Source organism: Phenylobacterium sp. (genome assembly GCF_004299445.1).
Taxonomy (GTDB): domain Bacteria; phylum Pseudomonadota; class Alphaproteobacteria; order Caulobacterales; family Caulobacteraceae; genus Phenylobacterium.
This window is the reverse complement of record NZ_SCTC01000070.1, coordinates 1-24,960: the sequence shown is the minus strand read 5'-3', so window position 1 is coordinate 24,960 and position 24,960 is coordinate 1. Positions and strand designations below refer to the sequence as shown.

The following is a 24,960-nucleotide window of genomic DNA, read 5'->3' as shown; positions in this document are numbered from 1 at the left end:
AGACTCCCTCGAACAACGGAGGCGTCGTGCGTAAGCCCAATGTGATCATCATCCTGGCCGACGACCTCGGCTACGGCGACGTGGGCTGCAACGGCTCAACGCATATCCGCACGCCCAACATCGACCGGCTGGCGGCCGAGGGCGCGCGGCTGACCGACTTCTACGCCTCGGCCAACGTCTGCACGCCGTCGCGGGCGGGGTTGCTGACCGGCCGCTACGCCATCCGCTCGGGCCTGGCGCACGAGGTGATCCAGCCGGCCGACACCACGGGCCTGCCGCCCGACGAGATCACGATCCCCAGGGCGTTGAAACCGCACTACGCCACCGCGCTCATCGGCAAGTGGCACCTGGGCCACGTCGCGCCACATTGGCCGCCGACGAATTACGGCTTCGATCGCTTCTACGGCCTGGCCTACAGCCACGACATGCGCCCCCTGCAGCTGTTCGAAGCCGACGGGCCCGACGTCACGGCCCACGATGGCCGCGTCGAACTGCCGAGGCTGACCCAGCGCTTGTTCGAACAGACGATGGCCTTCGCCGAAGCCCATCGCGACCACCCGTTCTTCGTGCTGCTGGCCCTGACCGCTCCGCATATCCCGCTGCGCCCGAACCCCGACGACCGGACCGGCTCATCCGCCGGCGACTATGGCGAGGTGGTCGAGGAGATCGACCTGAACGTGGGGCGATTGCTGGACCGTCTGCAGGCGCTGGGCCTCGACGACGACACGCTGGTGGTCTTCACCTCGGACAACGGTCCCTGGTTCGAGGGTTCGTCCGGACCGTTCCGCGACCGCAAGGGAGGCTCGGCCTGGGACGGCGGCTTTCGGGTGCCGCTGGTGGCGCGCCTTCCTGGGCGCATCCCTGCTGGAACCGTCGGGCGTGGGCTGGCCAGCAACCTGGACCTCCTCCCCACGGTGCTCAGCCTCGCCGGCCTGAGCCCGCCCGCCGACCGCGAATTGGACGGCGTCGATCTCGTCCCCGTGCTCACGGGCGGGGAGGGCGGCCACGACGAGATCCTGCTGTTCAACAACAACCACGTGGCGGGCCTGCGAACCGCGCGCTGGAAGCTGGTCGCCCGCTCATACTACCGCGACATGGACATCCCCCTGGATGGCCTGCCGCTGCTGTTCGACATGCAGGCCGACCCGGGGGAGACCTACAGCGTCGCGAGCCTCTACCCGGACGTGCTGGCCGACATGCGCGAACGCCTGGCCCGGGCGCGGGCGAAGTATGAGCCCATCGCCGCCCAGTTCCCGCCCCATGTGGCGCCGGCCAGCGCCAAAGATCACCCGGACTGAGCAAAAAGCCCCGGCAGCTCGCTCAGCGACGCCACGATGTGGTCGGGCGTGCAGGCGGCGTCGGCGGGCAGGCCCAGGCCGAAGCCGTCGCACCACACCGCGGTCAGGCCCAGCGTCTGTGGAACGCGGACTTCCCACTCGAGGTGGTCGCCCACCATCCAGGTCTCGTGGGCCTCGGCGCCGAGGGCCGCCATGGCGTGGTGGTAGGCGCGGGCCTCGGGCTTGCCGAAGCCCATCTCGCCCTCGATCTGGATGTGGTCGAAGTAGTCGGCCAGCCCGAAACGCTCGATCTTCGCCCGCTGCGTCGCCGCCGAGCCATTGGTGACCAGCGCCAGCCGGATACCCAGGTCCTTCAGCGCCTGCAGGCCCTCCAGCGCGCCGGGGAAGCAGACCGTCATGGCGTCACGCGCGGCCGTGAAGTCGGCGGCGAACCGATCCGCCAGGTCGGGGCTCAAGGGCGGCAGGGTCGCGAACGTCTCGCGTACGACGCCGCGACGAGCCTCCGTAATGCTGAACCGCGCCGCCTTGTGCCGCTCGGGATCGCTCCAGAAGGCGGCGAGCGCGTCCTCCAGCCGGGCGGCGACCGCCTCGGGGGCATGGGGCGCCAGGTCATCGGCCAGGTCGCGCGCGATCGACAGCAGCACCTGCGGCCGCTGGCCGGCCGCCAGGATCGTGTCGTCCATGTCGACGAGGATCGCCCGGGGTCTGCGCGAACTCACCGACGGTCAGACGAAGTCGAACCGCACCTGCGATCGTCCGAAGTCCAGCGCCACCTGTTCGAACTGCGACAGCAGGTCGATGCCCAGCACCAGCGCCGGACTGTCCTTCAGGCCCCAGATGTCGAAGACATGCATGTCGGCGCAGGTGACCTGGACGTTGCCCAGATGCAGCCCGCCCAGCCGCAGGAACGGCAGGAACACCGACTCGCCCACGAAGACTTCGCCGGCCAGGGATTCCATCCGGACCTCGCGCGGGGGCTCGGTCTTGCCTTTGCGGGCCTCGGAGGCGCGGACCATGTCGCGGAGCTTACTGTTGCACAGGGTGCCCTGGGCGCCGGAGTCGATGATCGCGCTGATGCGCTTCCCCGAAAGATCCGCGTCGACGATCGTCAGCTGGCCATGTCTCCGCCGGGCGGGCACGACGACGACCTTGCCGGGCTGGCTGTCGTCCTGCTGCGACTTGGTGATGAGCATGGACATCTTCCTGAAGTCCATCTCCAGGCGCTGGCCCTTCAGCCAGTCGACTCCCAGGACGCCGTCCACCTCAGAGCCCTTGATCGGCAGCGCCGGAGCCCGAACGCGCTTGCGGTTGCGGGGCCCGACCTGAAGCTCGTCCAGGGTCACGATCGGCCGTTCGCGGACGCCGACGACCGTATGGACCCTGGCCGTCTCGCGCGACGTAAGCGACAGCTTCTCCATCAGCTTGTGCGAGACGCAGCTGGTGTTCGCGCCGGTGTCGAGCAGGAAGTTGAAGGGCCCGCGGCCGTTCACGTTGACGGGCGCCAGCATGTGCTCGAAGCGCGATTCCGTCAGGGCCAGCTTCGCGGCGGGCTCGTCCGCGTCCGGGAGCTCTACGACGGGCGTGTCGGCGAGGGCCTTGGCGGCGGGCAGAGCGGCGGCGCTCGCGGCGAGGACGCCAAGAGCGGCAGTTCGACGCGTCGGAGACATCTCCCCGTACTCCTCCCTTATGTTCTGGCGGCAGGATACCACCGTTCCGACAGCCTAGCCATGAATGCGACAAGCGGCGCCGGTTGCGCTGGCAACGATGCGGAAAGGCTTTTCGCGCATGGTTTACGAGATGCTGCGCCAGACCCTCATCGCCGTCGCCGTGACCCTAGCGGCCTCTCCCGTCCTCGCCGCCGACAAGAAGGAGGAGGGCAAGGGTGATGTCGGCCAGTACGTCGACCTTCAGCCGGTCGGCCTGCCGATCGTCGTGAACCGGCAACTGGTGAACTATGTCTTCGTCAACGTGCGCATCAACCTGACCTCGGGCGCCAATGTCGCGCGGCTGCGCGAGAAGGAGCCCTATTTCCGTGACGCTCTGGTCCGCGCCGGCCACCGCACCCCCTTCACGCTGGCGTCTGACCTTGGCGCTGTCGACGTTCCGAAGCTGACCGCGGCGCTCACCCGCGACGCGGCCGCGATCGCCGGCCCGGGGCAGATCCGGTCGGTTGTGGTGACAGAGCAGGCGCCCCGGCGGCGGGCTCGGACGCCTGTGGTCTGATCCTGCGCCTTCGATGTGAGCGGTTCCCCCAGCGGCGCCGGTTGCGCCGTTCGTCGAAACCCTATTAGTTTCCGCGGTCTTTCCAGGGCGCGCCTCTGCGCCCGGGACGAAGTTGGGGAAACGCGAAGGGGCAGGGAGCCGGCCTGAGCACGCCCGACCGAGGCGGCCCGTCGGCTTTCCTCCGCGCACACAGTCGCAGAGGGGCGATAGCTATCATGAGTTCTGTTCTATTGTTGGTGATCGGCGCAGGGGCGCTGGCGGTGCTTTACGGCATCCTCCAGACGGTCGCGCTCCTGAAGGCCTCGCCGGGCAACGCGCGAATGCAGGAGATTGCGGCCGCCATTCAGGAGGGGGCGCAAGCCTACCTGAAGCGCCAGTACACGGCGATTTCGGTCGTGGGCGTCGTCGTTCTGGTCGCCCTGTTCGTGCTGATCGGCGCCTACGCCGCCGGCGGCTTCCTCATCGGGGCCGTGCTCTCGGGCGCCGCCGGGTTCGCCGGCATGCTGATCTCGGTCCGCGCGAACGTGCGGACCGCGCAGGCCGCCTCGGAAAGCCTGGCCAAGGGCCTGAAACTGGCCTTCACCTCGGGCGCCATCACGGGTCTGCTGGTGGCGGGCTTCGCCCTGATCGGCGTGGCGGGCTACTACGCCTTCCTCACCGGCTCCCTGGGCCTACAGCCGTCGGATCGCCATGTCATCGACGGTCTGGTTTCGCTGGGCTTCGGCGCCTCGCTTATCTCCATCTTCGCCCGCCTGGGCGGGGGCATCTTCACCAAGGGCGCCGACGTCGGCGGCGACATGGTGGGCAAGGTCGAGGCCGGCATCCCCGAGGATGACCCGCGCAACGCCGCCACCATCGCCGACAACGTGGGCGACAACGTCGGCGACTGCGCCGGCATGGCCGCCGACCTGTTCGAGACCTACGCGGTGACCACGGTCGCCACCATGGTCCTGGCGGCGATCTTCTTCGGCGGCTCGGCGATGCTGGGCAATGTGATGCTGCTGCCGCTGGCCATCTGCGGCGTCTGCATCATCACGTCGATCCTGGGCACCTTCGCGGTGCGCCTGGGCAAGAACGGCTCGATCATGGGCGCCCTCTATCAGGGCCTGATCGTCACCGGCGTCCTGTCGGCGATCGCGCTCTACTTCCTGATCCCGTCGCTGGTGACGGAAGACCTGACGGTGGCGGGCAAGACGTTCAACGCCATGGCGCTGTTCTACTGCTCGCTGGCTGGCCTGGCGATCACCGCCCTGATCGTGATGATCACCGAGTACTACACCGGCACCAACTTCCGCCCGGTGAAGTCGGTGGCCCAGGCTTCGGTCTCGGGACACGGCACCAACGTGATCCAGGGCCTGGCCATGTCGCTCGAGGCCTGCGCGGCCCCGGCGATCGTCATCGTCGTCGGCATCATCGTCACCTACAACCTGGCGGGCCTGTTCGGCATCGCCATCGCCACCACCGCGATGCTGTCGCTGGCGGGCTTCGTGGTCGCTCTCGACGCCTTCGGACCGGTCACCGACAACGCCGGCGGCATCGCCGAAATGGCGGGGCTGCCTCCGGAAGTGCGCGTCACGACCGACGCGCTGGACGCCGTGGGCAACACCACCAAGGCCGTGACCAAGGGCTACGCCATCGGTTCGGCCGGCCTGGGCGCCCTGGTGCTCTTCGCCGCCTACACCGAAGACCTGAAGTACTTCGCGGCCAATGCGACGCCGGGGTCGTTCTTCGACGGCCTGGGCGCGGTGGCCTTCGACCTGTCCAACCCGTACGTGGTGGTCGGCCTGCTGATCGGCGGCCTGCTGCCGTTCCTGTTCGGCGGCATGTCGATGACCGCCGTCGGCCGCGCCGCCCAGTCGGTCGTGGTCGAGGTCCGTCGCCAGTTCCGCGAGAACCCCGGCATCATGACGGGCGAGGTGAAGCCGGAATACGGCCGCGCCGTCGACATCCTGACCAAGGCGGCGATCAAGGAAATGATCGTCCCGTCGCTGCTGCCGGTCGTGTCGCCCGTCGTGCTGTTCTTCGTCATCTACGCCATCGCCGGCAAGGTCGACGCCTTCGCCAGCGTGGGCGCGATGCTGATGGGCGTGATCGTCACCGGCCTGTTCGTCGCCATCTCGATGACGTCGGGCGGCGGCGCCTGGGACAACGCCAAGAAGGTCATTGAAGAAGGCTTCACGGACGTGGACGGCGTGATGCACGGCAAGGGTTCGGAGGCTCACAAGGCCGCCGTCACCGGCGACACCGTCGGCGACCCCTACAAGGACACCTCGGGTCCCGCCGTGAACCCGATGATCAAGATCACCAACATCGTGGCTCTGCTGCTGCTGGCGGTCCTGGCCAACGGCGCGGTCGGCTAGCCCGACCTCGCTGCGGCGAAAAAGAAGAGGCCCCGGAGAGCGTTCTCCGGGGCCTTTTTCTTTCCCTCCCCACCGGGGAGGGACAGGCGGCGAAGCCGCCAGGGTGGGGAAGTGTAGGTCGGAGCGCCGAGGTCGGTGAGGATCGATTCCTCCCCACCCGTCTCGCTTCGCTCGACACCCCCCGCAGGGGAGGGAGGCTCCTTACCGCCGGTCGCCCGGACGGCTGCCGGGGACACCCTCGTCGTCCTGCGGGAGCAGGCCGCCGCGGCCGACGCTGCCCAGCAACTGTTCCAGCACGGTCATCTCGCGGCCACGGGTCGGGGTTTCGCGGTCGTTGAACGCGATCACCTTGCCGTCCTTCAGGGTGTAGACGTTCACCGTCTCCACCATCTCGGTGTCCTTGTTGAACGTGATGGCCGTCACGTTGCGGGCGGTCACCTGCGGCCGCCGGAACGCCACGCGCTCCTTGATCTGGTTCACGTAGAACCAGACGTTCGGGTCGAAGGTGGACTGCACCGACGGCGAACCCAGCTTGGCGCGCACGGTCGACTTGGTGTCGGTTCCGACCTTCACGTCCTTGGGATCGGAATCGATGGCCTGGAAGCCGGAATAGCTGGTGATGGGCGAGCACGCCGAGAGGCCGCCCGCGAGGGTCACGGCGGCGAGGAGGGCAAGGGCGGCGTGGCGGGACATCAGGACTCGTTTCTGGCGACCAGACGGCAAGAGGCTTTGACCTATCGCCGGCCGCCCCTTAGTTCAATGCGCCCTTTAGTTCCCACTCGGGGCAAAATCGAGGCCTCCATGCTCAAGCGCCTGTTCAAACCGAGGCACGCGGTGGCCGCGGGGCGCGCCCTGTACGCCCAGACCGTGGCGCAGTCGCGCACCCCGACCCTCTACGCCGACCTCGGCGCGCCCGACACGCCCGAGGGCCGGTTCGAGATCTACAGCGTGCACGTCTACCTGCTGCTCGAGCGGCTGAAGGGGCAGGGGCCGCTGGCCGCCGAGACCGCTCAGGCGCTGTTCGACACCTATGTGAGCGCGCTGGACCATGCGTTGAGAGAGCTTGGCGTGGGCGACCTTTCGGTGGGCAAGAAGATCCGCAAGCTGGGCGAAGCCTTCTACGGACGGATCAATTCCTACGAGACGGCGCTGGCCGCGCTGCCCGACACGGCGCCGCTGGAAGCGCTCATCGGCCGGACGGTCTACGAAGGCGGCGAGGCGCCTCAGGCGCGCGCCTTCCGCGCCTATGTGCTGAAGCAGCGCGAAGCCCTGGCGCTGCAGTCCGTCGACGCGCTGTGCGCCGGCCAGGTGACCTGGGTCGCGCCGTGACCTGGTCCGTGATTGTCAAGCTGCACGAGGTGGCCCGCGGGCCGGTCCGCCTCGATCTCGAGCCCACCGCCGAACAGCGGGCCGAGATCGCCAGGACGCTGAAGCTTCAGAGCCTGCCGGTCTTCAAGGCCCAGGTCACGGTGAAGCCCTGGCTCGACGGCGCCGAGCTGGCCGGCCGATTCGACGGGATGGTCGAGCAGATCTGCGGCATCACGCTCGAGCCCTTCCAGCAGGACATCTGGGGCGCCATCGACCTGCGCGTCGTACCGCCCGGCAGTCCACACGCGACCACCACGGACGGCGGTGAGGTTGAGCTGGATCCCGACGGTCCTGACGCGCCGGACGTGCTCGAAAGCGACGCCATCGACGTGGCGGCCTATGTCGTCGAGCACCTGGCGCTCGAGATCGACCCGTTCCCCCGGAAGCCGGGCGCGACGTTCGAATATCAGGCCCCGGAAGCCGAAACCTCGCCGTTCGCCGCGCTGAAGAAGCTCACCGACCCAAAGGCTTAGTTTCCACTGCGACCACGTCCCGCTAAGGTCGCGGCGAATCCTCTGGGGACGGACTTCACTTGAGCCAGCCGCTGGTTATCTCGGTCGACGCCATGGGCGGCGACCACGGGGCGAGTGTGGTCGTACCCGCCTGTGCTCAGGCGCTGGCCGACAACCCCCAGGTCCGTCTGCTCCTGCATGGCGACGAAGCCGTCCTGAAGCCGCATCTCGCCAAGCACCCCCTGCTGGCGCAGCGGTGCGAGGTGCGCCATGCCGACAAGGTCATCGCGATGGACGAGAAGCCGGCCCAGGCCATGCGCCGGGGCAAGGGCTCGTCCATGTGGAACGCCGTCGAGGCGATCCGCGACGGCGCGGCGGTCGCGGCTGTCTCGGCCGGCAACACCGGCGCGCTGATGGCCATCTCCAAGCTGATCCTGCGGATGAGCGCCGACCTGGACCGCCCCGCTCTGGTGGCCTCGATCCCGCACGCCAGCGGTGTCACCACCTTCCTGGACGTCGGCGCCAACGTGGACTGCGACGCCGGACGGTTGGTCGAGTTCGCGATCATGGGCGAGGCCTACCATCGCGCAGCGCACGGCGTGGCGCGTCCGTCCGTGGGCCTGCTCAACGTCGGCTCCGAGGAAATGAAGGGCCACGAGGAGGTCCGCGAGGCCAACCGCATCCTCCGCGAAGGCGGCATCGACCTCGACTACAAGGGCTTCGTCGAGGGCGACGACCTCACCGCCGGCACGGTCCAGGTGGTCGTGACCGATGGCTTCACGGGGAACGTTTCCCTCAAGGCCATGGAGGGCGCGGCCAGGTTTATGTACAGCGAGCTCCGCGCCGCGCTGGGCCGTGACCTGATGACGAAGGCGGGCTTCGTGCTGGCCCGCAGTTCGCTGCGCCAGTTCCGCGACAGGATCAGCCCGCCGCCGGCCGCGCCGCTGCTCGGTCTGAACGGTCTGGTGCTGAAATGTCATGGCGGCGCCGACGAGCGCGACTTCGCAAAAGCCATCCGCGCCGCGGCCGATGTGGCGCAAAGCGGGTTTGCCTCCGAGATCGAACGGAATATGAGGCGGCTTCCCGCCGCGCTTGCCGATGCGGGCCCCTCCGCCGCGGATGGAGCCGCCTGAAGTGTCCAAAGTCCTGCGTAGCGTCGTCACTGGGGTCGGCGGCTATCTGCCCGATCGGATCGTCACGAACGACGAGCTGTCGAAACTGGTCGACACCTCCGACGAATGGATCCGCGAACGCACCGGTATCCGCCAGCGCCGCCAGGCGGACGACGGCACGCCGGTCTCCGATCTGGCCGTCGAGGCGGCGAGACGCGCCCTGGAGGCGGCCGGCCGCACGCCGGACGACGTCGACCTGATCATCGTGGCCACCACCACGCCCGACCTCACGTTCCCCGCCGTGGCCACCATCGTCCAGCGCAAGCTGGGTTGCCCCATCGGCATCGCCTTCGACGTCCAGGCGGTCTGCTCGGGCTTCGTCTACGCCCTGTCGGTCGCCGACGGCTTCACGGCCCGCGGTCGCAGCAAGTGCGCCCTGGTCATCGGCGCCGAGACCATGACCCGGCTGATGGACTGGACCGACCGCGGCACCTGCGTGCTGTTCGGCGACGGGGCCGGGGCCGTCGTCGTCGAACCCGGCGAGGGCGACGGCACGACGGCCGACCGCGGCCTGCTGGGGTGGGCGCTGCGGGCCGACGGCACGAAGCAGGAGCTGCTGTACGTCGACGGCGGCGTCTCGACCAATCGCCAGACCGGCTACCTGCGCATGCAGGGCAATCAGGTGTTCCGCCACGCGGTGGTCAACATCTCCGAGGCGGTCGTCGCCGCGGCCGCCAACGCGGGCGTCGATGTGCCCAGCGTCGACTGGTTCATCCCGCACCAGGCCAACCAGCGGATCCTGGAGGGCGTGGCGCGGCGGCTGGGCATCGACGAGGCCAAGGTGATCTCGACCGTGGCCGAACACGCGAACACCTCGGCGGCCTCGATTCCGCTTGCGCTGGACCAGGGCCTGAAGGACGGTCGCATTCGCCCCGGACAGTTGCTGCTCCTGGAGGCCATGGGCGGCGGATTGACCTGGGGCGCCTGCGTCCTGCGTCTTTGACGATCGCTTAGGCATAAGCTGTAAAGCGTGACTTGAAGTCTTTGTGACAATAGGACAATCAGGAACCATGAACGACGTGGCGGCGGGGACCAGGGCGATCATGAAGGGAGCGACCGTCACACGGGCGGATCTGTGCGAGGCCGTGCACGAGCAGGTGGGCCTGACCCGCCAGGATTGCTCAGAGCTGGTCGAACGCGTGCTCGAACTGATGTGCGTGGCCCTGGAGAAGGGCGAGCAGGTCAAGCTTTCGGGCTTCGGCGTGTTTCAGGTCCGGGCCAAGCGGGCCCGCATGGGCCGCAATCCCAAGACCGGCGAACCGGCCGCGATCGATCCGCGCCGCGTGATCGGTTTCCGGGCGTCGCAAGTGATGAAGGCTCGCGTCGACCGCGCGTTGTCGCGGTAGGGGCCGTGTAGTCCGGTGGCCAAGGGGCCCGACGCTTTCCGTACGATTTCCGAAGCGGCGGATGAGCTTCATGTGCCCCAGCATGTGCTCCGGTTCTGGGAAACCAAGTTCACCTTCATCAAGCCGATGAAGCGCGCCGGTGGACGGCGCTTCTACCGCCCCTCCGACATCGCGGTGCTGCGCGGCGTGCGCCGCCTGCTGCACGACGAGGGCTACACCATCAAGGGCGTCCAGAAGCTCCATCGCGAGCAGGGCGTGAAGCGTCTGGTGGCGGCAGGCGAGGGGACGGCGGTCGCGTCGCCCGCGGAGAAGCCGGCGCCGGCGCCCAAGCCTGCGAAGCCCACGGGCGACAAGACCGCCCTTCTCGAAGCCCTGCGCGACCTCGAGACCGCCAAGGCCCGCCTGGACGGCCTGCTCAAGGGCTGAACCCGATCCGTTTGCGCGCAGGGCCGCCGGGCGCCTCGCCGCGCGCATTGCCGTCTGCGATCCAGGAAATCTCGCCGCCGGACGCTGGTCGGAGCGACAGGATTTGAACCTGCGACCCCTTGACCCCCAGTCAAGTGCGCTACCAAGCTGCGCCACGCTCCGTCGGCCCAGCGGCGAGGGGCGTCTTCTAGCGGAACCGGGAATGAGGGCAACGGGAAAGTTTGCCGCGCCGCCCGGTCGCCCCGCTACCCCGCGATCGCCCGCGCGTTGATCCCCGAGCCCAGCTCGAACGTCGCCCCGGTCGCGCCATAGGCCGCCGTGCGGCGCGTCAGCCCCGTGGCGGTCCGCAGGCGCATCGTGGCCTCGATGCCGGTGCAGTGGCCCAGCAGCATGAACTTCACGCCCGCCGTCTTCAGTTCGGCCCCGGTCCAGTCCAGCCGCGCATCGTTCAGGCCGAAGGTGTGCAGGCCGCCGATCAGGGCCAGCATCGGCTTGCCGCCGGCCAGCGCGCGGGCGCGGCGGGTGATGTTGATGACGCCGGCATGGCCGCAGCCCGTCAGCGCGACCACGCCGTCGGCGGTGTCGAACACCATGGCCATGTCCTCGGGCACGTTGTCCTCGGCGCCGCTGGCCAGCTTCCAGCCGACGGGGAAGTTCTTCTCGTCGGTTTCGCGCGGCACGGGGCCGGTCAGCCAGACGCCGGGCAGCAGCTCTTCTGCGCTCTTGTGGACCACAAAGGTCGCGCCGCTCGCCTCCACGGCCGCCTTGAACGTCGCGGTCTCGGGCCGGAATCCCTGGGATCCGCCTTCGAAGAAGCCTTCGGCCACGTGCACGCGGCTCAGCGCCTTGGGGTTGCCCGCCGCCAGCGCCTTGCGCAGCACCAGGAAGCCGCCGGTGTGATCGCCGTGGTGGTGGCTCAGCACCACGTCCTCGATCCCGGTCAGGTCCACCTTCAGATCGCGGGCGTTGGCCAGCACCGTCTCGGGCCGCGCGCCGGTGTCGTAGAGGATCTTCCGGCCGTCCACCTCGACCAGGGCCGCATAGCCCCACTCGCCGATGCCCTGGTCGGCCATCATGGTCGACAGCACGGTGACCTTCAGCTTGCCCACCTGGGCGGCCAGCGCGGGCAGGGGCGCGAGCAGGAGGACGGCGAGGGCGATCAGCAGGCGCGTCATGGAGCCTCCGGAGAACACGGAGGCCCAGCTTAGGTCAGCCTTCGCGGTTCATCCACCGGATCAGCGGGAACAGCGGCACGCCCCAGGCCGTCCCGAAGACGCCGTAATACAGCGCCTGGGCCGCCCAATGCTTGGGCACCATGTCGCCCACCAGGACGACGGTGACGCTGTAGGCGACGAGAAACGCGAGGATCGCGATCATTCCCAGGAATTTGCGCAGGCGGGGAGACATGCCTCCTCATAGAGCGCTGGGCGTCGGCGCGTAAGCCCGCTAAAGGACCGCGGCCAAAGTTCGGCCGGAAAGCTGCGCCAATCGCGACACCATGATTTCGTTCCTGAGTTCGGACCGTTCCAAGCCTGTCGCCATCTGGCTGTTCGTCGTGGCCGCCATGGTGCTCGCCATGGTGATTGTCGGCGGCGCCACGCGCCTGACGGACTCGGGGCTCTCGATCACCGAGTGGAAGCCGGTCACCGGCGCGCTGCCGCCGCTGTCGGAAGCCGACTGGCAGGCCGAGTTCGACCTCTACAAACAGATTCCGCAGTACAGCCAGCTGAACGCCGGCATGACCATGGCGGAGTTCCAGACCATCTACTGGTGGGAGTGGTCGCACCGGCTGCTGGGCCGCCTGGTCGGCCTGGTGTTCTTCGTGCCGTTCGCATGGTTCGCCATCCGGCGGCAGCTGCCGCGACGGCTGTTCCTGCGCCTGGGCGGCATCTTCCTCCTGGGTGGGCTGCAGGGCGCTGTCGGCTGGTGGATGGTGGCCAGCGGGCTGACCCACCGCGTCTCGGTCGCGCCGGAGCGCTTGATGGTCCACCTGGGGCTGGCGTTCGCGCTGCTGGGCCTTGTGATGTGGACCGCGTTCGACGCCTGGGCCGGCACGGCCCGTCAGACGCTGCCCAGTCCTTGGGGCCGGCGCGCCGCGGCGCTGCTGGGCCTCATCTATCTGCAGGTGCTGCTGGGCGCGCTGGTGGCCGGCAACGACGCCGGGCTGATCTACAACGACTGGCCGCTGATGAACGGGGCGCTGATCCCCGACGACTACCTTGGCGCCAACCTCTGGGCCACGCTCGCTCACAGCCAGGGCGCGGTGCAGTTCAATCACCGGATCGTGGCCTACCTCCTGACCGGCGCAGCGCTGGCGATGGGGTTTTTCGCCTGGCGCTCCACCTACCTGGCGCGGGAATCCAAGCTCCTGGCGGTCGCGGTGGCCGCCGCCGTCGGCCTCCAGGCGATCCTCGGTGTCGTCACCCTGGTGATGCGCGCGCCGGTGGGACTCTCCATCGCCCATCAACTGGCCGCCGCCCTGGTCCTGATGCTCGCGGTGGCCTTCGCCTGGCGTGTCCGCCGCGTCTGAGGGGGCGAAACCGGGCGGAAAAGACGCGGTATTATATTACCGTTATGAGATTATCGTGTTAAAACAATGGGATGTCGCATTTCATGCGCGTCGTAGCGCATTGACAGGGCGATCCCTTTTCGGCATATGCCGCGCCTCACGTCGGGCCGCGTCCAGCGAACCCGCATTCGTTCTATTGGATCGTCCCTCATGCTGAAGAGCACTACGGCTTCGCTGAAGCCCGCCGAGGTCGAGAAGAAGTGGATCGTGATCGACGCTCAGGACGCCGTTGTCGGCCGTCTGGCTTCGTTCATCGCCATGCGTCTTCGCGGCAAGCATCGCCCTGACTACACCCCGCACGTCGACTGCGGCGACTTCGTCGTCGTCGTGAACGCCCACAAGGTGAAGTTCACGGGCAAGAAGGCCACCGACGAGGTCTACTACTGGCACACCGGCCACCCGGGCGGCGTGAAGCAGCGGACCCCGGCCCAGATCCTGGCCGGCAAGTATCCCGAGCGCGTCCTGCAGAAGGCCGTCGAGCGCATGCTCCCCAAGGAGAGCCCGCTGGCCCGCAAGCAGCTGACCCACCTGCGCATCTACAATGCTCCCGAGCACCCGCACGCGGCGCAAAATCCCGAGACCATCGCGTTCGCCGACCTGAACGCCAAGAACGTGCGGAGCGCGTAATGAGCGAAGCTGAAAAGCCGACCGAAGTCGCCACCGGCTTCGACGCCCTGAAGGGCATGGGCACCCAGGCGGAAGCCCCGGTGCACGAACGCAAGGTCGACGCCCAGGGCCGCGCCTACGCGACCGGCAAGCGGAAGAACGCGGTCGCCCGCGTCTGGATCAAGCCGGGCAAGGGCACGATCACCATCAACGGCCGTGACCAGTCGATCTACTTCGCGCGTCCGGTGCTGCGCATGATGATCGCCCAGCCGATGGAACTGACGGATCGCGCCGGCCAGTTCGACGTCATCGCCACCGTGGAAGGCTCGGGCCTTTCGGGTCAGGCGGGCGCCGTTCGCCACGCCATCTCCAAGGCCCTGACCTATTACGAGCCCGGCCTGCGCGCCGTGCTGAAGCCGCACGGCCTCCTGACCCGCGACCCCCGCGTCGTGGAGCGGAAGAAGTACGGCAAGGCCAAGGCCCGACGCAGCTTCCAGTTCTCGAAGCGCTAATCCGCGCCGCGAAAACTCGCGTTTGCGGAAGGGGCGCTTCGGGCAACCGAAGCGCCCTTTTCATTTGAACCGCAGAGATCGCGGAGACACGCAGAGTGTCGGGGGCGATCACGAGATCTCCGCGTATCTCTGCGATCTCTGCGGTTGAGTATCGGGGCTTTGGCCCGCACTTGGGGACCACGATGACCCACACGATCTTCATCGACGGCGAAGCCGGCACCACGGGGCTCCAGATCCGCGACCGGCTGGCCAGGCGCGCCGATCTCGAGGTGCTCTCGATCGATCCTGCGCGGCGCAAGGACCCCGAGGCGCGCCGCGAGCTGCTGAACGCCGCCGACGCCGTGGTGCTGTGCCTGCCCGACGACGCCTCGCGTGAGGCCGTGTCGATGCTGTCGTCCAACAAGGTCAAGGTGATCGACGCCTCCACCGCCTTCCGGACGGCGCCGGGCTGGACCTATGGCTTCCCCGAGATGTCGCCCACCCAGCGCGACGCGGTGCGCAACGCCACGCGGGTGTCGAACCCCGGCTGCTATCCCACCGGCTTCATCGGCCTGGTGCGTCCGCTGGTGGCCGCGGGCCTGATCCCGGCCGACTTCCCGCTGACCGTGAACGCCATCTCGGGCTACTCGGGCGGCGGCAAGGGCCTGATCGCCGAGTTCGAGGACAACGCGCCGCCGGCCGACACCAACGACGCCTTCCGCGCCTACGGCTATTCGCTCGTCCACAAGCATCTGCCCGAGATGAAGATCCACACGGGCATCAGCCACCACCCGGTGTTCGCGCCGTCGGTCGGCCGCTACGCCCAGGGGATGCTGGTCGAGGTGCCGCTTCAGCTCTGGGCGATGCCCGGCAAGCCGTCGCCCGCCGACCTGCACGTGGCGCTCGAGGCCGCCTACGCCGGCGAGGCCTTCGTCCAGGTCGCCAGCGGGATGGAGTGCGCCGAGCTCGCCAAGACCCGCGCCGGGGCCGGCGGCTACGTCCAGGCGCTGGATCCCCAGGCGCTGAACGGCACCAACAAGATGCGCCTGTTCGTGTTCGGGAACGCCGACGGCAGCCAGGCCCGCCTGGTCGCCCTGCTGGACAACCTGGGCAAGGGCGCCTCGGGCGCGGCGGTGCAGAGCCTCAACCTGATGCTGGGCCTGCCGGAAGGCGAGGGCCTGTGATCCTGCGGCCGGCGACGCCTGACGACGCGCCGGCCCTCGCAGCCATCCATATCCTGGCGATGCGGACGCTCGCCTTCCTGCCTCAGCTCCACACGGTCGAGGAGGCGGCCGTCTGGATGTCCGGGACTGTGCTGCCGGCCCACCGGGTCACGGTCGCGGAAGCAGACGGCGAAGCGTGCGGCTACATCGCCTGCTCGGAGGGCTGGATCGACCAGCTCTATGTCCATCCTGACCACCACGGCCGTGGCGTCGGGGCGCGGCTACTCGAGTCGGTGCTGGCCGAAGGGGGCTCGCGACAGCTCTGGACCTTCCAGCAGAACGCCCGCGCCCGGGCGTTCTACGAGTCTCGCGGGTTCCGCGCCGTCGAGTTCACCGACGGCTCGGGCAACGAGGAGAAGACTCCAGACGTCCGCTACGTATGGGACGGGCCATCGGCCTAGCGCAGCGGCTGTTATCGGTTCCATGCCCAGGACGGACTTGAAACCGCCGCCCTTCGTCGTGCGTAATCGCGTCATGAACACGCTTCTCGACCGCCGCGGCTTCCTGGCCGCCGTCTCCGCCCTGGCCCTGGGCGCCCCGGCCACGTCCCTGGCCGCCGCCAAAGACGCGTACGCCAACTCGCCGTTCCGCAAGATCACCGACGCCGAATGGAAGAAGCGGCTGCCGCAGGACAGCTACGCCGTGCTGCGCCAGGAGGCGACCGAGCGTCCGGGAACCAGCCCGCTCAACAAGGAAAAGCGCAAGGGGACGTTCGTCTGCCTCGGCTGCGCCCTGCCGCTGTTCAAGTCCGAGACGAAGTTCGAGAGCGGCACCGGCTGGCCCAGCTTCTACCGCGCCTTGCCGGGCGCCGTCGGCACCAAGACCGACTACAAGATCGGCGTCGCGCGCACCGAGTACCACTGCGCCCAGTGCCTGGGCCACCAGGGCCACGTCTTCGAAGACGGCCCGCGCCCCACGGGCCTCCGCTACTGCAACAACGGCCTGGCGCTGAAATTCATCCCGGCCTGATCCCAGACAAGAAAAGACCCGGGCGCATCCGCCCGGGCCAGGTTGGCTGGGGTGCTCTGAGGTCCCGCCTTAGGTCTTCGCGCCCTTGGGTGACGGCGCAGGCGGCGGGGTCGGGGGCGGCGGGGGACTGGGGGCGGGGCCCTCGCTCTGGTGGATCTCGCCGGAGCCCGAGACGTCGGTCTCCAGCTTGCCCGGGCGGGTCAGCAGGCGGATGTCGCCGCGGCCCGAGATGTCCAGGTCGGCCCAATCGGTGGGCGCGATGGTGGCGTCGGCCGAGCCCGAGATGTCGACTTCCGCGCCCTTGGTCTTCAGCCTGCCCAGGTCGGCGTCGCCGCTGCCCGACAGGTCGAGCGACACCTGGTCTGTCTCGCCCGCCGCGGTGATGTCGGCCGAGCCCGAGACGTTCAGGTTCAGCTTGGGCTGGCGGTAGCCCTCGATGGTCAGGTTGTTGCTGCCCGAGATGTCGAAGGTCGAGATGTTGGGCGCGCGGACCACGATGTCCAGCTTGGTGCGGTGGGTGCTGTGGCCGCGGTCCTGGTACTTGATGGTGTCGCCCACCACGACCACGTGGTCGATCAGGCGCGCGGGGCCGGTGATGGTCACCGTCGCCGGGCCGTCGGCCTGGACGTAGCGGACGTCGGCCGCCAGATCGAGGTCCAGCCGGTCAGAGCCGGACCATTCCAGCGTGCGGGTGGCGTCGTCGCCCCAGCGGTCGGACCGGTCGTGGTCGTGATGATCGCCCCAGTCCCAGTCATTGTCGCCGGCGATTCTCCAGCCGCCCTTCGCGACGAAGTCGGGTCCGCCCAGGGCGACGGCTGCGGAGAGGGAGGCCACCGAGAGCACGAAGCCTGCGATGGCGATCATGAAGAGAACGCGGATCATCGGTCTGGCTCCGGCTTAAGCTTCGAGGGCCGGCTTCAGCAGCCGGTAGTGGAGGCGGCCGTACCAGACCAGCGCGTTCATCAGGCCGATCGAGATGATCGTCAGGATCGCGCCGGCCGAGGCCGAACCGGCCATGAAGCCGATGCCGCCCAGGATCGCGACGCCGGGTCCGCCCGGCGGGTCCATGAACGGCCCCCCAGCGAACATGAAGGCGCCGACGAAGAAGCAGACGATGATCGCCACGCCGAACCCGATCAGCGCCGCGCCGACGCCCATCAGGACCGGCAGCAGGATCAGGATGTCGATGGCGCCCAGGCCCAGCACCGCGAACACCGCCGCCGCCGCCGCGCCCGGACTGCGCTCTTCGCGCCAGCGGGCCATGGTGCTCTCGGCGCGGATCTCGCGGGCCAGCCGGTCGGGGTCGCCCAGGGCCGCGGCCACTTCAGCCTCGGTGCGCCCGGCGGCCTCGCCGTCGTTGAAGTGGGCCTCGTAGTCGGCCACGATATCGGTCACGGACTGCGCGGGCAGGCCGCGAAGCCCCTCGCGCAGCCGGGCCAAGAAAGCCTGGCGTGTCATGCCTTCGCCCCTCCAAAGACGATCTGGTCAACGGCGCCCGAGAACGAGGTCCAGGCGGCCTTCTGACTGTTGAAGCTCTGCCGTCCGGCCTCAGTGAGCCGGTAGTACTTGCGCGGCGGGCCGGCGGGGCTCTCGACGAGATAGGTCTCGACGAGGCGTTCGGCCTGCAGGCGGCGCATGAGCGGATAGATGGTGCCTTCGCCCATGCCGATCGCGTCGGCGAGCGAGCTGGCGATCTCGTAGGCGTAGTTGTCGCTGGCGTGGAGCAGGGCCAGAACGCAGAGTTCAAGGGCCCCTTTCTTCAGCTGGATCTCGATGGCCTCGGGCACGTCAGGTGCTCCTTCCTTGCCCATGAGGTACGGCAAGGTAGTGAGTGACGCAAGGTAGCTGGCATTAAACCTTAGTAAGGGTCGGGATGGGCCTTTCCCTCCTCGCCGCGGAGGGACAGCTCGCCGGAGTCGAGCCGGGTGGGGAAGCGCGGGCCAGGCTCAGACGTCGATTGAGATCGCCACGTCCTCACCCTGATCGCTTTGCGATCCGTCCCTCACCGAGGGGGAGGAACGCCTAGCTCTTCACCTTCACGTACGTGCCCGGCGCATCGCCCAGCGGGGGCAGGGGGCCCTTGGCTGGGTCGCGGGCAGGGATCTTCTTGCCCGACTTCGCGGCCAGCCACTTGGCCCAGTGCGGCCACCACGACCCCGGCGTTTCGACCGCGCCGGCCTGCCATTCCTCGAGCGTGGCGGGCAGCTTGTCGTTGGTCCAGTGCTGGTACTTGTTGGCGACGGGCGCGTTGATCACGCCGGCGATGTGGCCTGAGCCCGCCATCGTGAACGTCGTCGGGCCGCCGAACAGCCGCGCGCCCTTGAACACCGAGCGGGCCGGGGCGATGTGGTCCTCCTTAGAGGACTGCACGTAGATCGGGATCTTCACCTTCGAGAGATCGATCTGGACGCCGTCCAGCGTCAGCTCGCCCTTGGCCATGGCGTTCTCGCCGTAGAAGCGGCGCAGGTAGAAGGTGTGCAGCGTCTTCGGCATCCGCGTCTGGTCCGAATTCCAGAACAGCAGGTCGAAGGGCTTGGGCTCCTTGCCCAGCAGGTAGTTGTTCACGAAGAACGACCAGATCAGGTCGTTGCCGCGCAGCGCGTTGAACGTGTCGGCCATCGTCTGGCCCGACAGCACGCCGCCGCCCTCGTCCATCTTCTGCTCGAGGTCCTTGAGCCAGTCCTCGTTCGTGAACAGCAGGAGGTCGCCGGCCTCGGAGAAGTCCTGCTGGGCGGCGAAGAAGGTGGCTGAGCCGATGGATGTGTCGCCCTTGGCCGCCATGTGCGCCAGCGTCGCCGAAAGCAGCGTCCCGCCAATGCAGTAGCCGACCGTGTTCACGTGATCGACCCCGGTCTGCTTCAGCGTCGCGGCGACACCTTCGTAGATGCCCTGGCGCATGTAGTCTTCGAAGGTCTTGGTCGCGAGCGTCGCGTCGGGGTTCACCCACGAGGCCACCAGCACCGTGAAGCCCTGGCTCGCCAGCCACCGGATCAGCGAGTTCTCGGGCCGCAGATCCATGATGTAGAACTTGTTGATCCACGGCGGGAAGATCAGCAGCGGGATCTCGTAGACCTCGTCGGTCGATGGAGAAAACTGCAGCAGTTCAATGATTTCGTTCCGGAAGATCACCTTGCCCGGGGCCGTGGCCACGTTCTCGCCGATCTTGAACATGTCGTAGTCGGTCTGGGCGATCGACAGCGAGCCGCCGCCGCGCTGCAGGTCGGCCTGGAAGTTCTCCATGCCCTTCACCAGGCTGGCGCCGCCGGTGCTCATCACCTCGCGCAGCGCCGTCGGGTTCGAGGCCAGGAAGTTCGAGGGCGAGAACGCGTCGGTCAGCATCTTCATGAAGAACTCGACCCGGCGCTTCTCCAGCGGGTCGACGCCGTCCACCTCGGCCACCATCCCGTTCAGGAAGTTCGCGGTCAGCAGGTACGACTGCTTGATCACGTCGAAGACCGGATTGTCGGACCAGTCGGGGTCGTTGAACCGCTTGTCGCCCTTGGCCGGCGAGACGATCGGGTCCGGGGTCTCGCCCGAAGCGCGCCGCGCCGTGGACTGCCACAGGTCGAGATAGCGCGAGAACAGGTCGGCCTGGGCCCGCATCATCCGGTCGGGCTGGGCCGCCAGGCGGCTCATCACCTGGGTCAGGGCGGGGCCCACGTGGAACGGGTCCGGCGACAGGGCCGCCGGCCGGTCGGCCTGGCGCAGCGCCATCTCGGCGATCGCGCCCTGGGCGGTGATCGCGGCCTTGGCGAGGTTCATCGACAGCTGCTCGATCTGGGCGCGCTGGTCGGCGGTGAAGGTCGCGGGGTCGAAGCCGGGCGGCGCGAAACCGGCCCCCGGGAAGCCCGCGGGCGCGGGTCCGGCGGAGGACGGCGGCGGCTGCGGCTGCGGCGGGGCGTCCTTGAAGGTCTTCGATTCGGGCGCGGCGGCCTTCGCGGTCTTGTCGGCCTTGGCGGCCTTCTTCGCGCCGGTCTTCTTCGCGCCCTTCTTGGACGGGGCGGTCTGTTCGCTCATCGGGTCGCTCTCCCAGCCGGCGGGAGCGACGTCACGCGCGCTCTTTCGCCGTCAACGATCATCGCATAAGACCTTGGCGCAAATGAATGCCCCGCGCCCGCCTTTTTCGACTGCCGCCCGGTCCATCGCCCTCTGCGGCGTGTGCGCGATCGTGGCCGGCTGCACCGGCGTGCCCTTCACCGACGCCAAGATCGACCCCGCCTCGCCGGTGGCCGCCGACGTCGCGAAGATGACCCGCGCCGACGGCAAGTTCCCCACCTTCGCCGGCATTCCCGCCAAGCCCAAGGATGTACGCCCGCTGACGCAGTACGGTCGCGACGCCGACTCGGTGCTGGCCGAGCGTGACGCGCTCATCGCCGCCACCGAGCCCTCGACCTGGACGTTGCAGGGCACCGACGAATTCGCCGAGCGCGCGCGCCGGGACGCCGGACCACAGATCGAGCCGCCGAATCCGGGCGACGCCGAAGCCTTCGCCCGCGAGTTGCGCGAACGAGCTACCCCGCCTCCGCCGCGCTGAGCTCTTCCGGGGGCGAAACGCGCCGCGCGAGGCATAAAAATCCCCAAGCTGGGTTGGCGGACTCCCGCCCGGAGTCTATCGAAGCCCTGACGTCAGCTCGCAGATCGGCCGCAGGGCGTTCGCGGCGAAAGAGCTCTACCTATGACACCTGAATTCCACCGTATCCGACGCCTCCCGCCCTACGTGTTCGAGGAGGTCAACAAGATCAAAGCCCGGCTCCGTGGCCAGGGCGTCGACATCATCGACTTCGGCATGGGCAATCCCGACATGCCGACGCCGAAGCATATCGTCGACAAGCTGATCGAGACGGCGCGCGACCCCAAGGCCGGCCGCTACTCCGCTTCGAAGGGCATCAGCGGCCTGCGCAAGGCCATGGCCGGCTACTACGGCCGCCGCTTCGGCGTGAAGCTGGACCCGGACCGCGAGGTGATCGCGACGCTGGGATCCAAGGAAGGCTTCGCCAACCTGGCCCAGGCGCTGACGGCGCCCGGCGATGTGGTGATCTGTCCGAACCCCGCGTACCCGATCCACGCCTACGGCTTCATCATGGCCGGCGGCGTGATCCGCCACGTGCCGGCCGGCAGCCCCGAGGAGTACCTGTCGGGCATCAGCCGCGCCGTGAAGCACTCGGCGCCGCCGCCCAGCGTGCTGATCGTCAGCTACCCGTCGAACCCGACGGCCCAGTGGGTCGACCTCGACTTCTACAAGGAAGTCGTGGCCCTGGCCCGCAAGCACGACCTCCTGGTCCTGTCCGACATCGCCTATTCCGAGATTTACTTCGACGACAACCCGCCGCCGTCGCTGCTGCAGGTGGACGGCGCCAAGGACATCGCGGTCGAGGTCAACTCGCTCAGCAAGACCTTCGCCATGGCCGGCTGGCGCGTGGGCATGGTCGTGGGCAACGAGCGGATGTGCGCGGCCCTCGGACGCGTGAAGTCCTACCTGGACTACGGCGCCTACACGCCGATCCAGGTGGCGGCGGCCGCGGCCCTGAACGGTCCGACCGACTGCATCGACGAGATCCGCGGCATCTACAAGGCGCGGCGCGACACCCTGGTGGAATCGATGAGGCGCGCCGGCTGGGACATCCCCGCGCCGCCCGCCTCGATGTTCGCCTGGGCCAAGCTGCCGCCCCAGTACGAGGCGGCCGGCTCGATGCTGTTCTCCAAGCTTCTGGTCGAGGAGGCGGGCGTCGCCGTGGCCCCCGGCGTCGCGTTCGGCGAGTACGGCGAGGGCTATGTCCGCATCGGCCTCGTCGAGAACGAGCAGCGCATCCGCCAGGCCGCCCGCAACGTGAAGAAGTTCCTGTCCAACTCGGACGAGATCCTGGGACGGGCGCACAACGCCCTGGCCGCCCAATGAGCGAACCCATGGACCGAAAACCCTGGGGCATCGGCGTCGCGGGCCTGGGCACCGTGGGCGCGGGCCTTCTCACGTTCCTCTCCGAGAACCCGGACTTCGCGCCGGCCGGCGGCATGGCCTACGTCAGCGGCGTCTCGGCGCGCTCGCGCTCGCGGCCGCGCCCGTTCGACATCTCAGGCCTGCCCTGGTTCGACGATCCGGTCGCGCTGGCCACGGCCGAGTCGACCGACATCTTCGTCGAGCTGATCGGCGGGTCGGACGGCCCGGCGAAGGCGGCGGTCGAGGCGGCGCTGAAGGCCGGCAAGCCGGTGGTCACCGCCAACAAGGCGCTGATCGCCGAGCACGGCGCCGAACTCGCGGCCCTGGCCGAGGCGCAGAACGTCCCCCTGCTGTTCGAGGCGGCGGTGATGGGGGGCGTGCCCGCCGTGAAGGTGGTGCGCGAGGCCCTGGTGGGCGACGACATCCACTCGATCTCGGGCATCCTGAACGGCACCTGCAACTACATCCTGACCGAGATGGAGGCCACCGGCCGCTCGTTCGAGGACGTGCTGGCCGAGGCCCAGCGCCTGGGCTACGCCGAGGCCGACCCGACGATGGACGTGGGCGGCTTCGATGCGGCCCACAAGATCACCATCCTGGCCGCCCTGGCCTTCGGCTGCGCGCCCAACTACGCCGCGGCCGAGATCGAGGGCATCGATCAGGTCGCCCTGCTCGACATCCGCATGGCCAAGGACCTGGGTTACCGGATCAAGCTGGTGGCCTCGGCCGAGCGATCCATCCATGGCGCGCTGGTGCGGGTGCATCCCACGCTGGCCCCGCTGGACCATCCGCTGGCTCGCGCCGGCGGCGCCCTGAATGCGCTCTTCATCGAGGGCGAGCGGACGGGCCGCATCTTCCTCCAGGGCCCCGGCGCGGGCGCCGCGCCCACGGCCGCCGCCGTTTCGGCCGACATCGCCGACGTGATCGCCGGCGCGGTGCGTCCTGTGTTCCAGGCCCCCGCCGCCACGCTCGCGCCGTTCGACCCGGTCGACCCGTCCAAGCTGATGAGCCGCGCCTACCTGCGCTTCCTGGTGAAGGACGAGCCGGGCGTCATCGCCGCCGTGTCCGAGACGCTGGCCGAGGCCGGGGTTTCGATCGAAAGCTTCCTGCAGAAGCCGACCGAGGGCGCCGAGGGCGTGCCGATCGTGCTGACGACCCACGCGGTGGCGGAATCGGTGCTTACCGCCGCCGTTGACCGCATCGCAGGACTTCCTGCCGTACTTGACCGTCCGCGACTGTTGCGGATCGCCCGCATCTAGGTTTGATACCGCCTCCGATAGAGAGGCGTCTTTGGGGTTGGAGACGACATGAGTTCTGAAGTTCTGGACCGCAATCTGATCATGGACGCGGTCCGGGTCTGCGAGGTCGCCGCCATCGCCGCCTGGAAACTGGCCGGTCGGGGCGACGAAAAGGCCGCCGACCAGGCCGCCGTGGACGCCATGCGCACCGCGCTGAACGACCTCGACATCGACGGCGAGATCGTCATCGGCGAGGGCGAGCGCGACGAAGCGCCCATGCTCTACATCGGCGAGAAGGTCGGAAAGGGCAAAGGCGCCAAGATCGACATCGCGCTGGACCCGCTGGAAGGCACGACGCTCACCGCCAAGGCCATGGCCAATGCGCTGGCCGTGATGGCCTGGGCGCCCAAGGGCAGCCTGCTGAACGCGCCCGACACCTACATGGACAAGATCGCCTGCGGTCCCGGCTATCCGGCCGGCGCGATCGACCTCGACAAGAGCCCGGCCGAGAACGTCCAGGCGCTGGCCAAGGCCAAGGGCGTCGATCCCAGCGAGATCACCGTCTGCGTGCTGGACCGTCCGCGCCACGCCGACATCATCGCCTCGGTGCGTTCGGTGGGCGCGCGCGTGCACCTGATCACCGACGGCGACGTGGCCGGCGTGATCAACACGGCCGATCCGGACACCGGCGTCGATCTCTACGTGGGGCAGGGCGGGGCGCCTGAGGGCGTGCTGGCCTGTGCGGCGCTGAAGTGCGTGGGCGGCCAGTTCCAGGGCCGCCTGGTGTTCCGCAACAACGACGAGAAGGCGCGCGCCGCCCGCGTGGGGATCACCGACTTCGACAAGAAGTACGACCTGCACGAGATGGTCCGCGCCGACGCGATCTTCGCGGCCACGGGGGTCACCAAGGGCGCGCTGCTGGACGGCGTCACGGTCTCGGGCGGCTTCGTGCACACCCACACCCTGGTCATGAACTCCGCGACCCACACGGTCCGCGAAGTCCGGATGAAGCGTCCGGCGTAGGGGCCGCGCCCCCGCCCTGTCATCCCGGTTTGGCGCTCCACCCTCTTTCTGAACGTCATGGCCGGGCCCGTCCCGGCCATGACGATCTGGGAAAGATTGGAAGCGAGGCGCGCTTCTACGACCGTTTCTGTCGTACCCCCGTGTTCCACTCGCGATCATGTCCGAGCCCACGCCCGACATCTTCGAAGAGGACCAGCTGCTGGCCCAGACGGCCCGCATGGACTTCGCCTTCGCCCGCCACGTGCAGCAGAAGGCGCTCGC

At 68.7% G+C, this 24,960-nt stretch carries 28 protein-coding genes and 1 tRNA gene; 19 read left to right on the top strand and 10 right to left on the bottom strand.

Annotated features, from left to right (window positions below):
- Positions 1–26 precede the first annotated feature (26 nt).
- Positions 27–1,298, top strand: coding sequence for a sulfatase (locus EPN98_RS19775; RefSeq protein WP_293364646.1), 1,272 nt, complete (start codon positions 27–29; stop codon positions 1,296–1,298).
- Here the strand turns inward: EPN98_RS19775 and EPN98_RS19770 are convergent.
- Both EPN98_RS19770 and EPN98_RS19765 read right to left on the bottom strand, forming a co-directional pair.
- A complete protein-coding gene (locus EPN98_RS19770) occupies positions 1,286–2,017 on the bottom strand; it encodes an HAD family hydrolase (RefSeq protein ID WP_293364645.1) in 732 nt (243 codons plus the stop codon). The two genes, EPN98_RS19775 and EPN98_RS19770, sit on opposite strands and share 13 nt — an antisense overlap.
- A 6-nt stretch (positions 2,018–2,023) precedes the next feature.
- Positions 2,024–2,965 (bottom strand): retroviral-like aspartic protease family protein, encoded by a 942-nt coding sequence (locus tag EPN98_RS19765; protein ID WP_293364644.1) that lies wholly within the window; start codon positions 2,963–2,965, stop codon positions 2,024–2,026.
- A gap of 118 nt (positions 2,966–3,083) precedes the next feature.
- Between EPN98_RS19765 and EPN98_RS19760 the strand changes: the two genes are divergently transcribed.
- Both EPN98_RS19760 and EPN98_RS19755 read left to right on the top strand, forming a co-directional pair.
- Complete coding sequence (locus EPN98_RS19760) at positions 3,084–3,521, top strand: hypothetical protein (RefSeq protein ID WP_293364643.1); 438 nt, start codon at positions 3,084–3,086, stop codon at positions 3,519–3,521.
- A gap of 215 nt (positions 3,522–3,736) precedes the next feature.
- Positions 3,737–5,881 (top strand): sodium-translocating pyrophosphatase, encoded by a 2,145-nt coding sequence (locus EPN98_RS19755; RefSeq protein WP_293364642.1) that lies wholly within the window; start codon positions 3,737–3,739, stop codon positions 5,879–5,881.
- 201 nt (positions 5,882–6,082) lie between these two features.
- Here EPN98_RS19755 and bamE read toward each other — a convergent pair whose 3' ends face one another.
- Positions 6,083–6,574, bottom strand: coding sequence for an outer membrane protein assembly factor BamE (bamE, locus tag EPN98_RS19750; RefSeq protein ID WP_193976405.1), 492 nt, complete (start codon positions 6,572–6,574; stop codon positions 6,083–6,085).
- A gap of 108 nt (positions 6,575–6,682) precedes the next feature.
- Here bamE and EPN98_RS19745 point away from each other — a divergent pair, with 108 nt between their 5' ends.
- The 6 genes from EPN98_RS19745 to EPN98_RS19720 all read left to right on the top strand — a co-directional run bounded on the left by EPN98_RS19745 (position 6,683) and on the right by EPN98_RS19720 (position 10,645).
- A complete protein-coding gene (locus EPN98_RS19745; RefSeq protein ID WP_293364641.1) occupies positions 6,683–7,210 on the top strand; it encodes a ubiquinol-cytochrome C chaperone family protein in 528 nt (175 codons plus the stop codon).
- Positions 7,207–7,722 carry a DUF177 domain-containing protein gene (locus EPN98_RS19740; RefSeq protein ID WP_293364640.1) on the top strand — a complete coding sequence of 172 codons (516 nt, stop codon included), beginning with the start codon at positions 7,207–7,209 and terminating at the stop codon, positions 7,720–7,722. The genes EPN98_RS19745 and EPN98_RS19740 overlap by 4 nt, the downstream gene beginning before the upstream one ends.
- A 59-nt stretch (positions 7,723–7,781) precedes the next feature.
- On the top strand, positions 7,782–8,834 hold the full coding sequence (gene plsX / locus EPN98_RS19735; protein WP_293364639.1) for a phosphate acyltransferase PlsX: 1,053 nt from the start codon (positions 7,782–7,784) through the stop codon (positions 8,832–8,834).
- A gap of 1 nt (position 8,835) precedes the next feature.
- Positions 8,836–9,816 carry a beta-ketoacyl-ACP synthase III gene (locus tag EPN98_RS19730; protein ID WP_293364638.1) on the top strand — a complete coding sequence of 327 codons (981 nt, stop codon included), beginning with the start codon at positions 8,836–8,838 and terminating at the stop codon, positions 9,814–9,816.
- A 100-nt stretch (positions 9,817–9,916) separates the two neighbouring features.
- Complete coding sequence (locus EPN98_RS19725) at positions 9,917–10,219, top strand: integration host factor subunit alpha (protein WP_293364679.1); 303 nt, start codon at positions 9,917–9,919, stop codon at positions 10,217–10,219.
- 15 nt (positions 10,220–10,234) lie between these two features.
- Positions 10,235–10,645 (top strand): MerR family transcriptional regulator, encoded by a 411-nt coding sequence (locus tag EPN98_RS19720; protein WP_293364637.1) that lies wholly within the window; start codon positions 10,235–10,237, stop codon positions 10,643–10,645.
- Between the two features lie 85 nt (positions 10,646–10,730).
- Here the strand turns inward: EPN98_RS19720 and EPN98_RS19715 are convergent.
- The 3 genes from EPN98_RS19715 to EPN98_RS19705 form a co-directional block, all read right to left on the bottom strand.
- Positions 10,731–10,807 (bottom strand) — tRNA-Pro (locus tag EPN98_RS19715).
- An 83-nt stretch (positions 10,808–10,890) separates the two neighbouring features.
- The gene (locus tag EPN98_RS19710; protein ID WP_293364636.1) at positions 10,891–11,820 is read right to left on the bottom strand and encodes an MBL fold metallo-hydrolase; all 930 of its coding nucleotides are present in this window, start codon (positions 11,818–11,820) and stop codon (positions 10,891–10,893) included.
- 34 nt (positions 11,821–11,854) lie between these two features.
- Positions 11,855–12,052 carry a DUF2842 domain-containing protein gene (locus tag EPN98_RS19705; protein WP_293364635.1) on the bottom strand — a complete coding sequence of 66 codons (198 nt, stop codon included), beginning with the start codon at positions 12,050–12,052 and terminating at the stop codon, positions 11,855–11,857.
- A 91-nt stretch (positions 12,053–12,143) separates the two neighbouring features.
- Between EPN98_RS19705 and EPN98_RS19700 the strand changes: the two genes are divergently transcribed.
- The 6 genes from EPN98_RS19700 (at position 12,144) to msrB (ending at position 16,503) form a co-directional block, all read left to right on the top strand.
- Positions 12,144–13,175, top strand: a complete 1,032-nt coding sequence (locus EPN98_RS19700) for a COX15/CtaA family protein (RefSeq protein WP_293364634.1) — start codon at positions 12,144–12,146, stop codon at positions 13,173–13,175.
- Between the two features lie 192 nt (positions 13,176–13,367).
- Positions 13,368–13,841, top strand: a complete 474-nt coding sequence (gene rplM, locus EPN98_RS19695; protein ID WP_293364678.1) for a 50S ribosomal protein L13 — start codon at positions 13,368–13,370, stop codon at positions 13,839–13,841.
- Positions 13,841–14,332, top strand: coding sequence for a 30S ribosomal protein S9 (gene rpsI, locus EPN98_RS19690; RefSeq protein WP_293364633.1), 492 nt, complete (start codon positions 13,841–13,843; stop codon positions 14,330–14,332). Before rplM ends, rpsI begins: the two co-directional genes overlap by 1 nt.
- A gap of 182 nt (positions 14,333–14,514) precedes the next feature.
- On the top strand, positions 14,515–15,495 hold the full coding sequence (gene argC / locus EPN98_RS19685) for an N-acetyl-gamma-glutamyl-phosphate reductase (protein ID WP_293364632.1): 981 nt from the start codon (positions 14,515–14,517) through the stop codon (positions 15,493–15,495).
- Complete coding sequence (locus tag EPN98_RS19680; protein ID WP_293364631.1) at positions 15,492–15,935, top strand: GNAT family N-acetyltransferase; 444 nt, start codon at positions 15,492–15,494, stop codon at positions 15,933–15,935. Before argC ends, EPN98_RS19680 begins: the two co-directional genes overlap by 4 nt.
- Before the next feature lie 73 nt (positions 15,936–16,008).
- Positions 16,009–16,503, top strand: coding sequence for a peptide-methionine (R)-S-oxide reductase MsrB (msrB, locus tag EPN98_RS19675; protein ID WP_293364630.1), 495 nt, complete (start codon positions 16,009–16,011; stop codon positions 16,501–16,503).
- Positions 16,504–16,572: 69 nt separating this feature from the next.
- On the opposite strand, the gene EPN98_RS19670 is transcribed toward msrB, so the two are convergent.
- The 4 genes from EPN98_RS19670 to phaC form a co-directional block, all read right to left on the bottom strand.
- Positions 16,573–17,385: a DUF2807 domain-containing protein gene (locus EPN98_RS19670; protein ID WP_293364629.1), complete on the bottom strand. Its 813-nt coding sequence runs from the start codon at positions 17,383–17,385 to the stop codon at positions 16,573–16,575.
- Between the two features lie 15 nt (positions 17,386–17,400).
- A complete protein-coding gene (locus EPN98_RS19665) occupies positions 17,401–17,961 on the bottom strand; it encodes a DUF1700 domain-containing protein (RefSeq protein WP_293364628.1) in 561 nt (186 codons plus the stop codon).
- Entirely contained in the window at positions 17,958–18,290 is a 333-nt protein-coding gene (locus EPN98_RS19660) for a PadR family transcriptional regulator (RefSeq protein ID WP_293364627.1), read from the bottom strand. The genes EPN98_RS19665 and EPN98_RS19660 overlap by 4 nt, the downstream gene beginning before the upstream one ends.
- A gap of 235 nt (positions 18,291–18,525) precedes the next feature.
- Positions 18,526–20,520: a class I poly(R)-hydroxyalkanoic acid synthase gene (phaC, locus tag EPN98_RS19655; RefSeq protein WP_293364626.1), complete on the bottom strand. Its 1,995-nt coding sequence runs from the start codon at positions 20,518–20,520 to the stop codon at positions 18,526–18,528.
- A gap of 139 nt (positions 20,521–20,659) precedes the next feature.
- Here phaC and EPN98_RS19650 point away from each other — a divergent pair, with 139 nt between their 5' ends.
- The 4 genes from EPN98_RS19650 (at position 20,660) to glpX (ending at position 24,699) form a co-directional block, all read left to right on the top strand.
- On the top strand, positions 20,660–21,037 hold the full coding sequence (locus tag EPN98_RS19650; RefSeq protein ID WP_293364625.1) for a hypothetical protein: 378 nt from the start codon (positions 20,660–20,662) through the stop codon (positions 21,035–21,037).
- 141 nt (positions 21,038–21,178) lie between these two features.
- Positions 21,179–22,399, top strand: coding sequence for an LL-diaminopimelate aminotransferase (locus EPN98_RS19645; RefSeq protein WP_293364624.1), 1,221 nt, complete (start codon positions 21,179–21,181; stop codon positions 22,397–22,399).
- Between the two features lie 8 nt (positions 22,400–22,407).
- A complete protein-coding gene (locus EPN98_RS19640; protein ID WP_293364623.1) occupies positions 22,408–23,697 on the top strand; it encodes a homoserine dehydrogenase in 1,290 nt (429 codons plus the stop codon).
- Between the two features lie 48 nt (positions 23,698–23,745).
- Positions 23,746–24,699 (top strand): class II fructose-bisphosphatase, encoded by a 954-nt coding sequence (gene glpX / locus EPN98_RS19635; RefSeq protein ID WP_293364622.1) that lies wholly within the window; start codon positions 23,746–23,748, stop codon positions 24,697–24,699.
- The last annotated feature ends 261 nt before the right edge of the window (positions 24,700–24,960 follow it).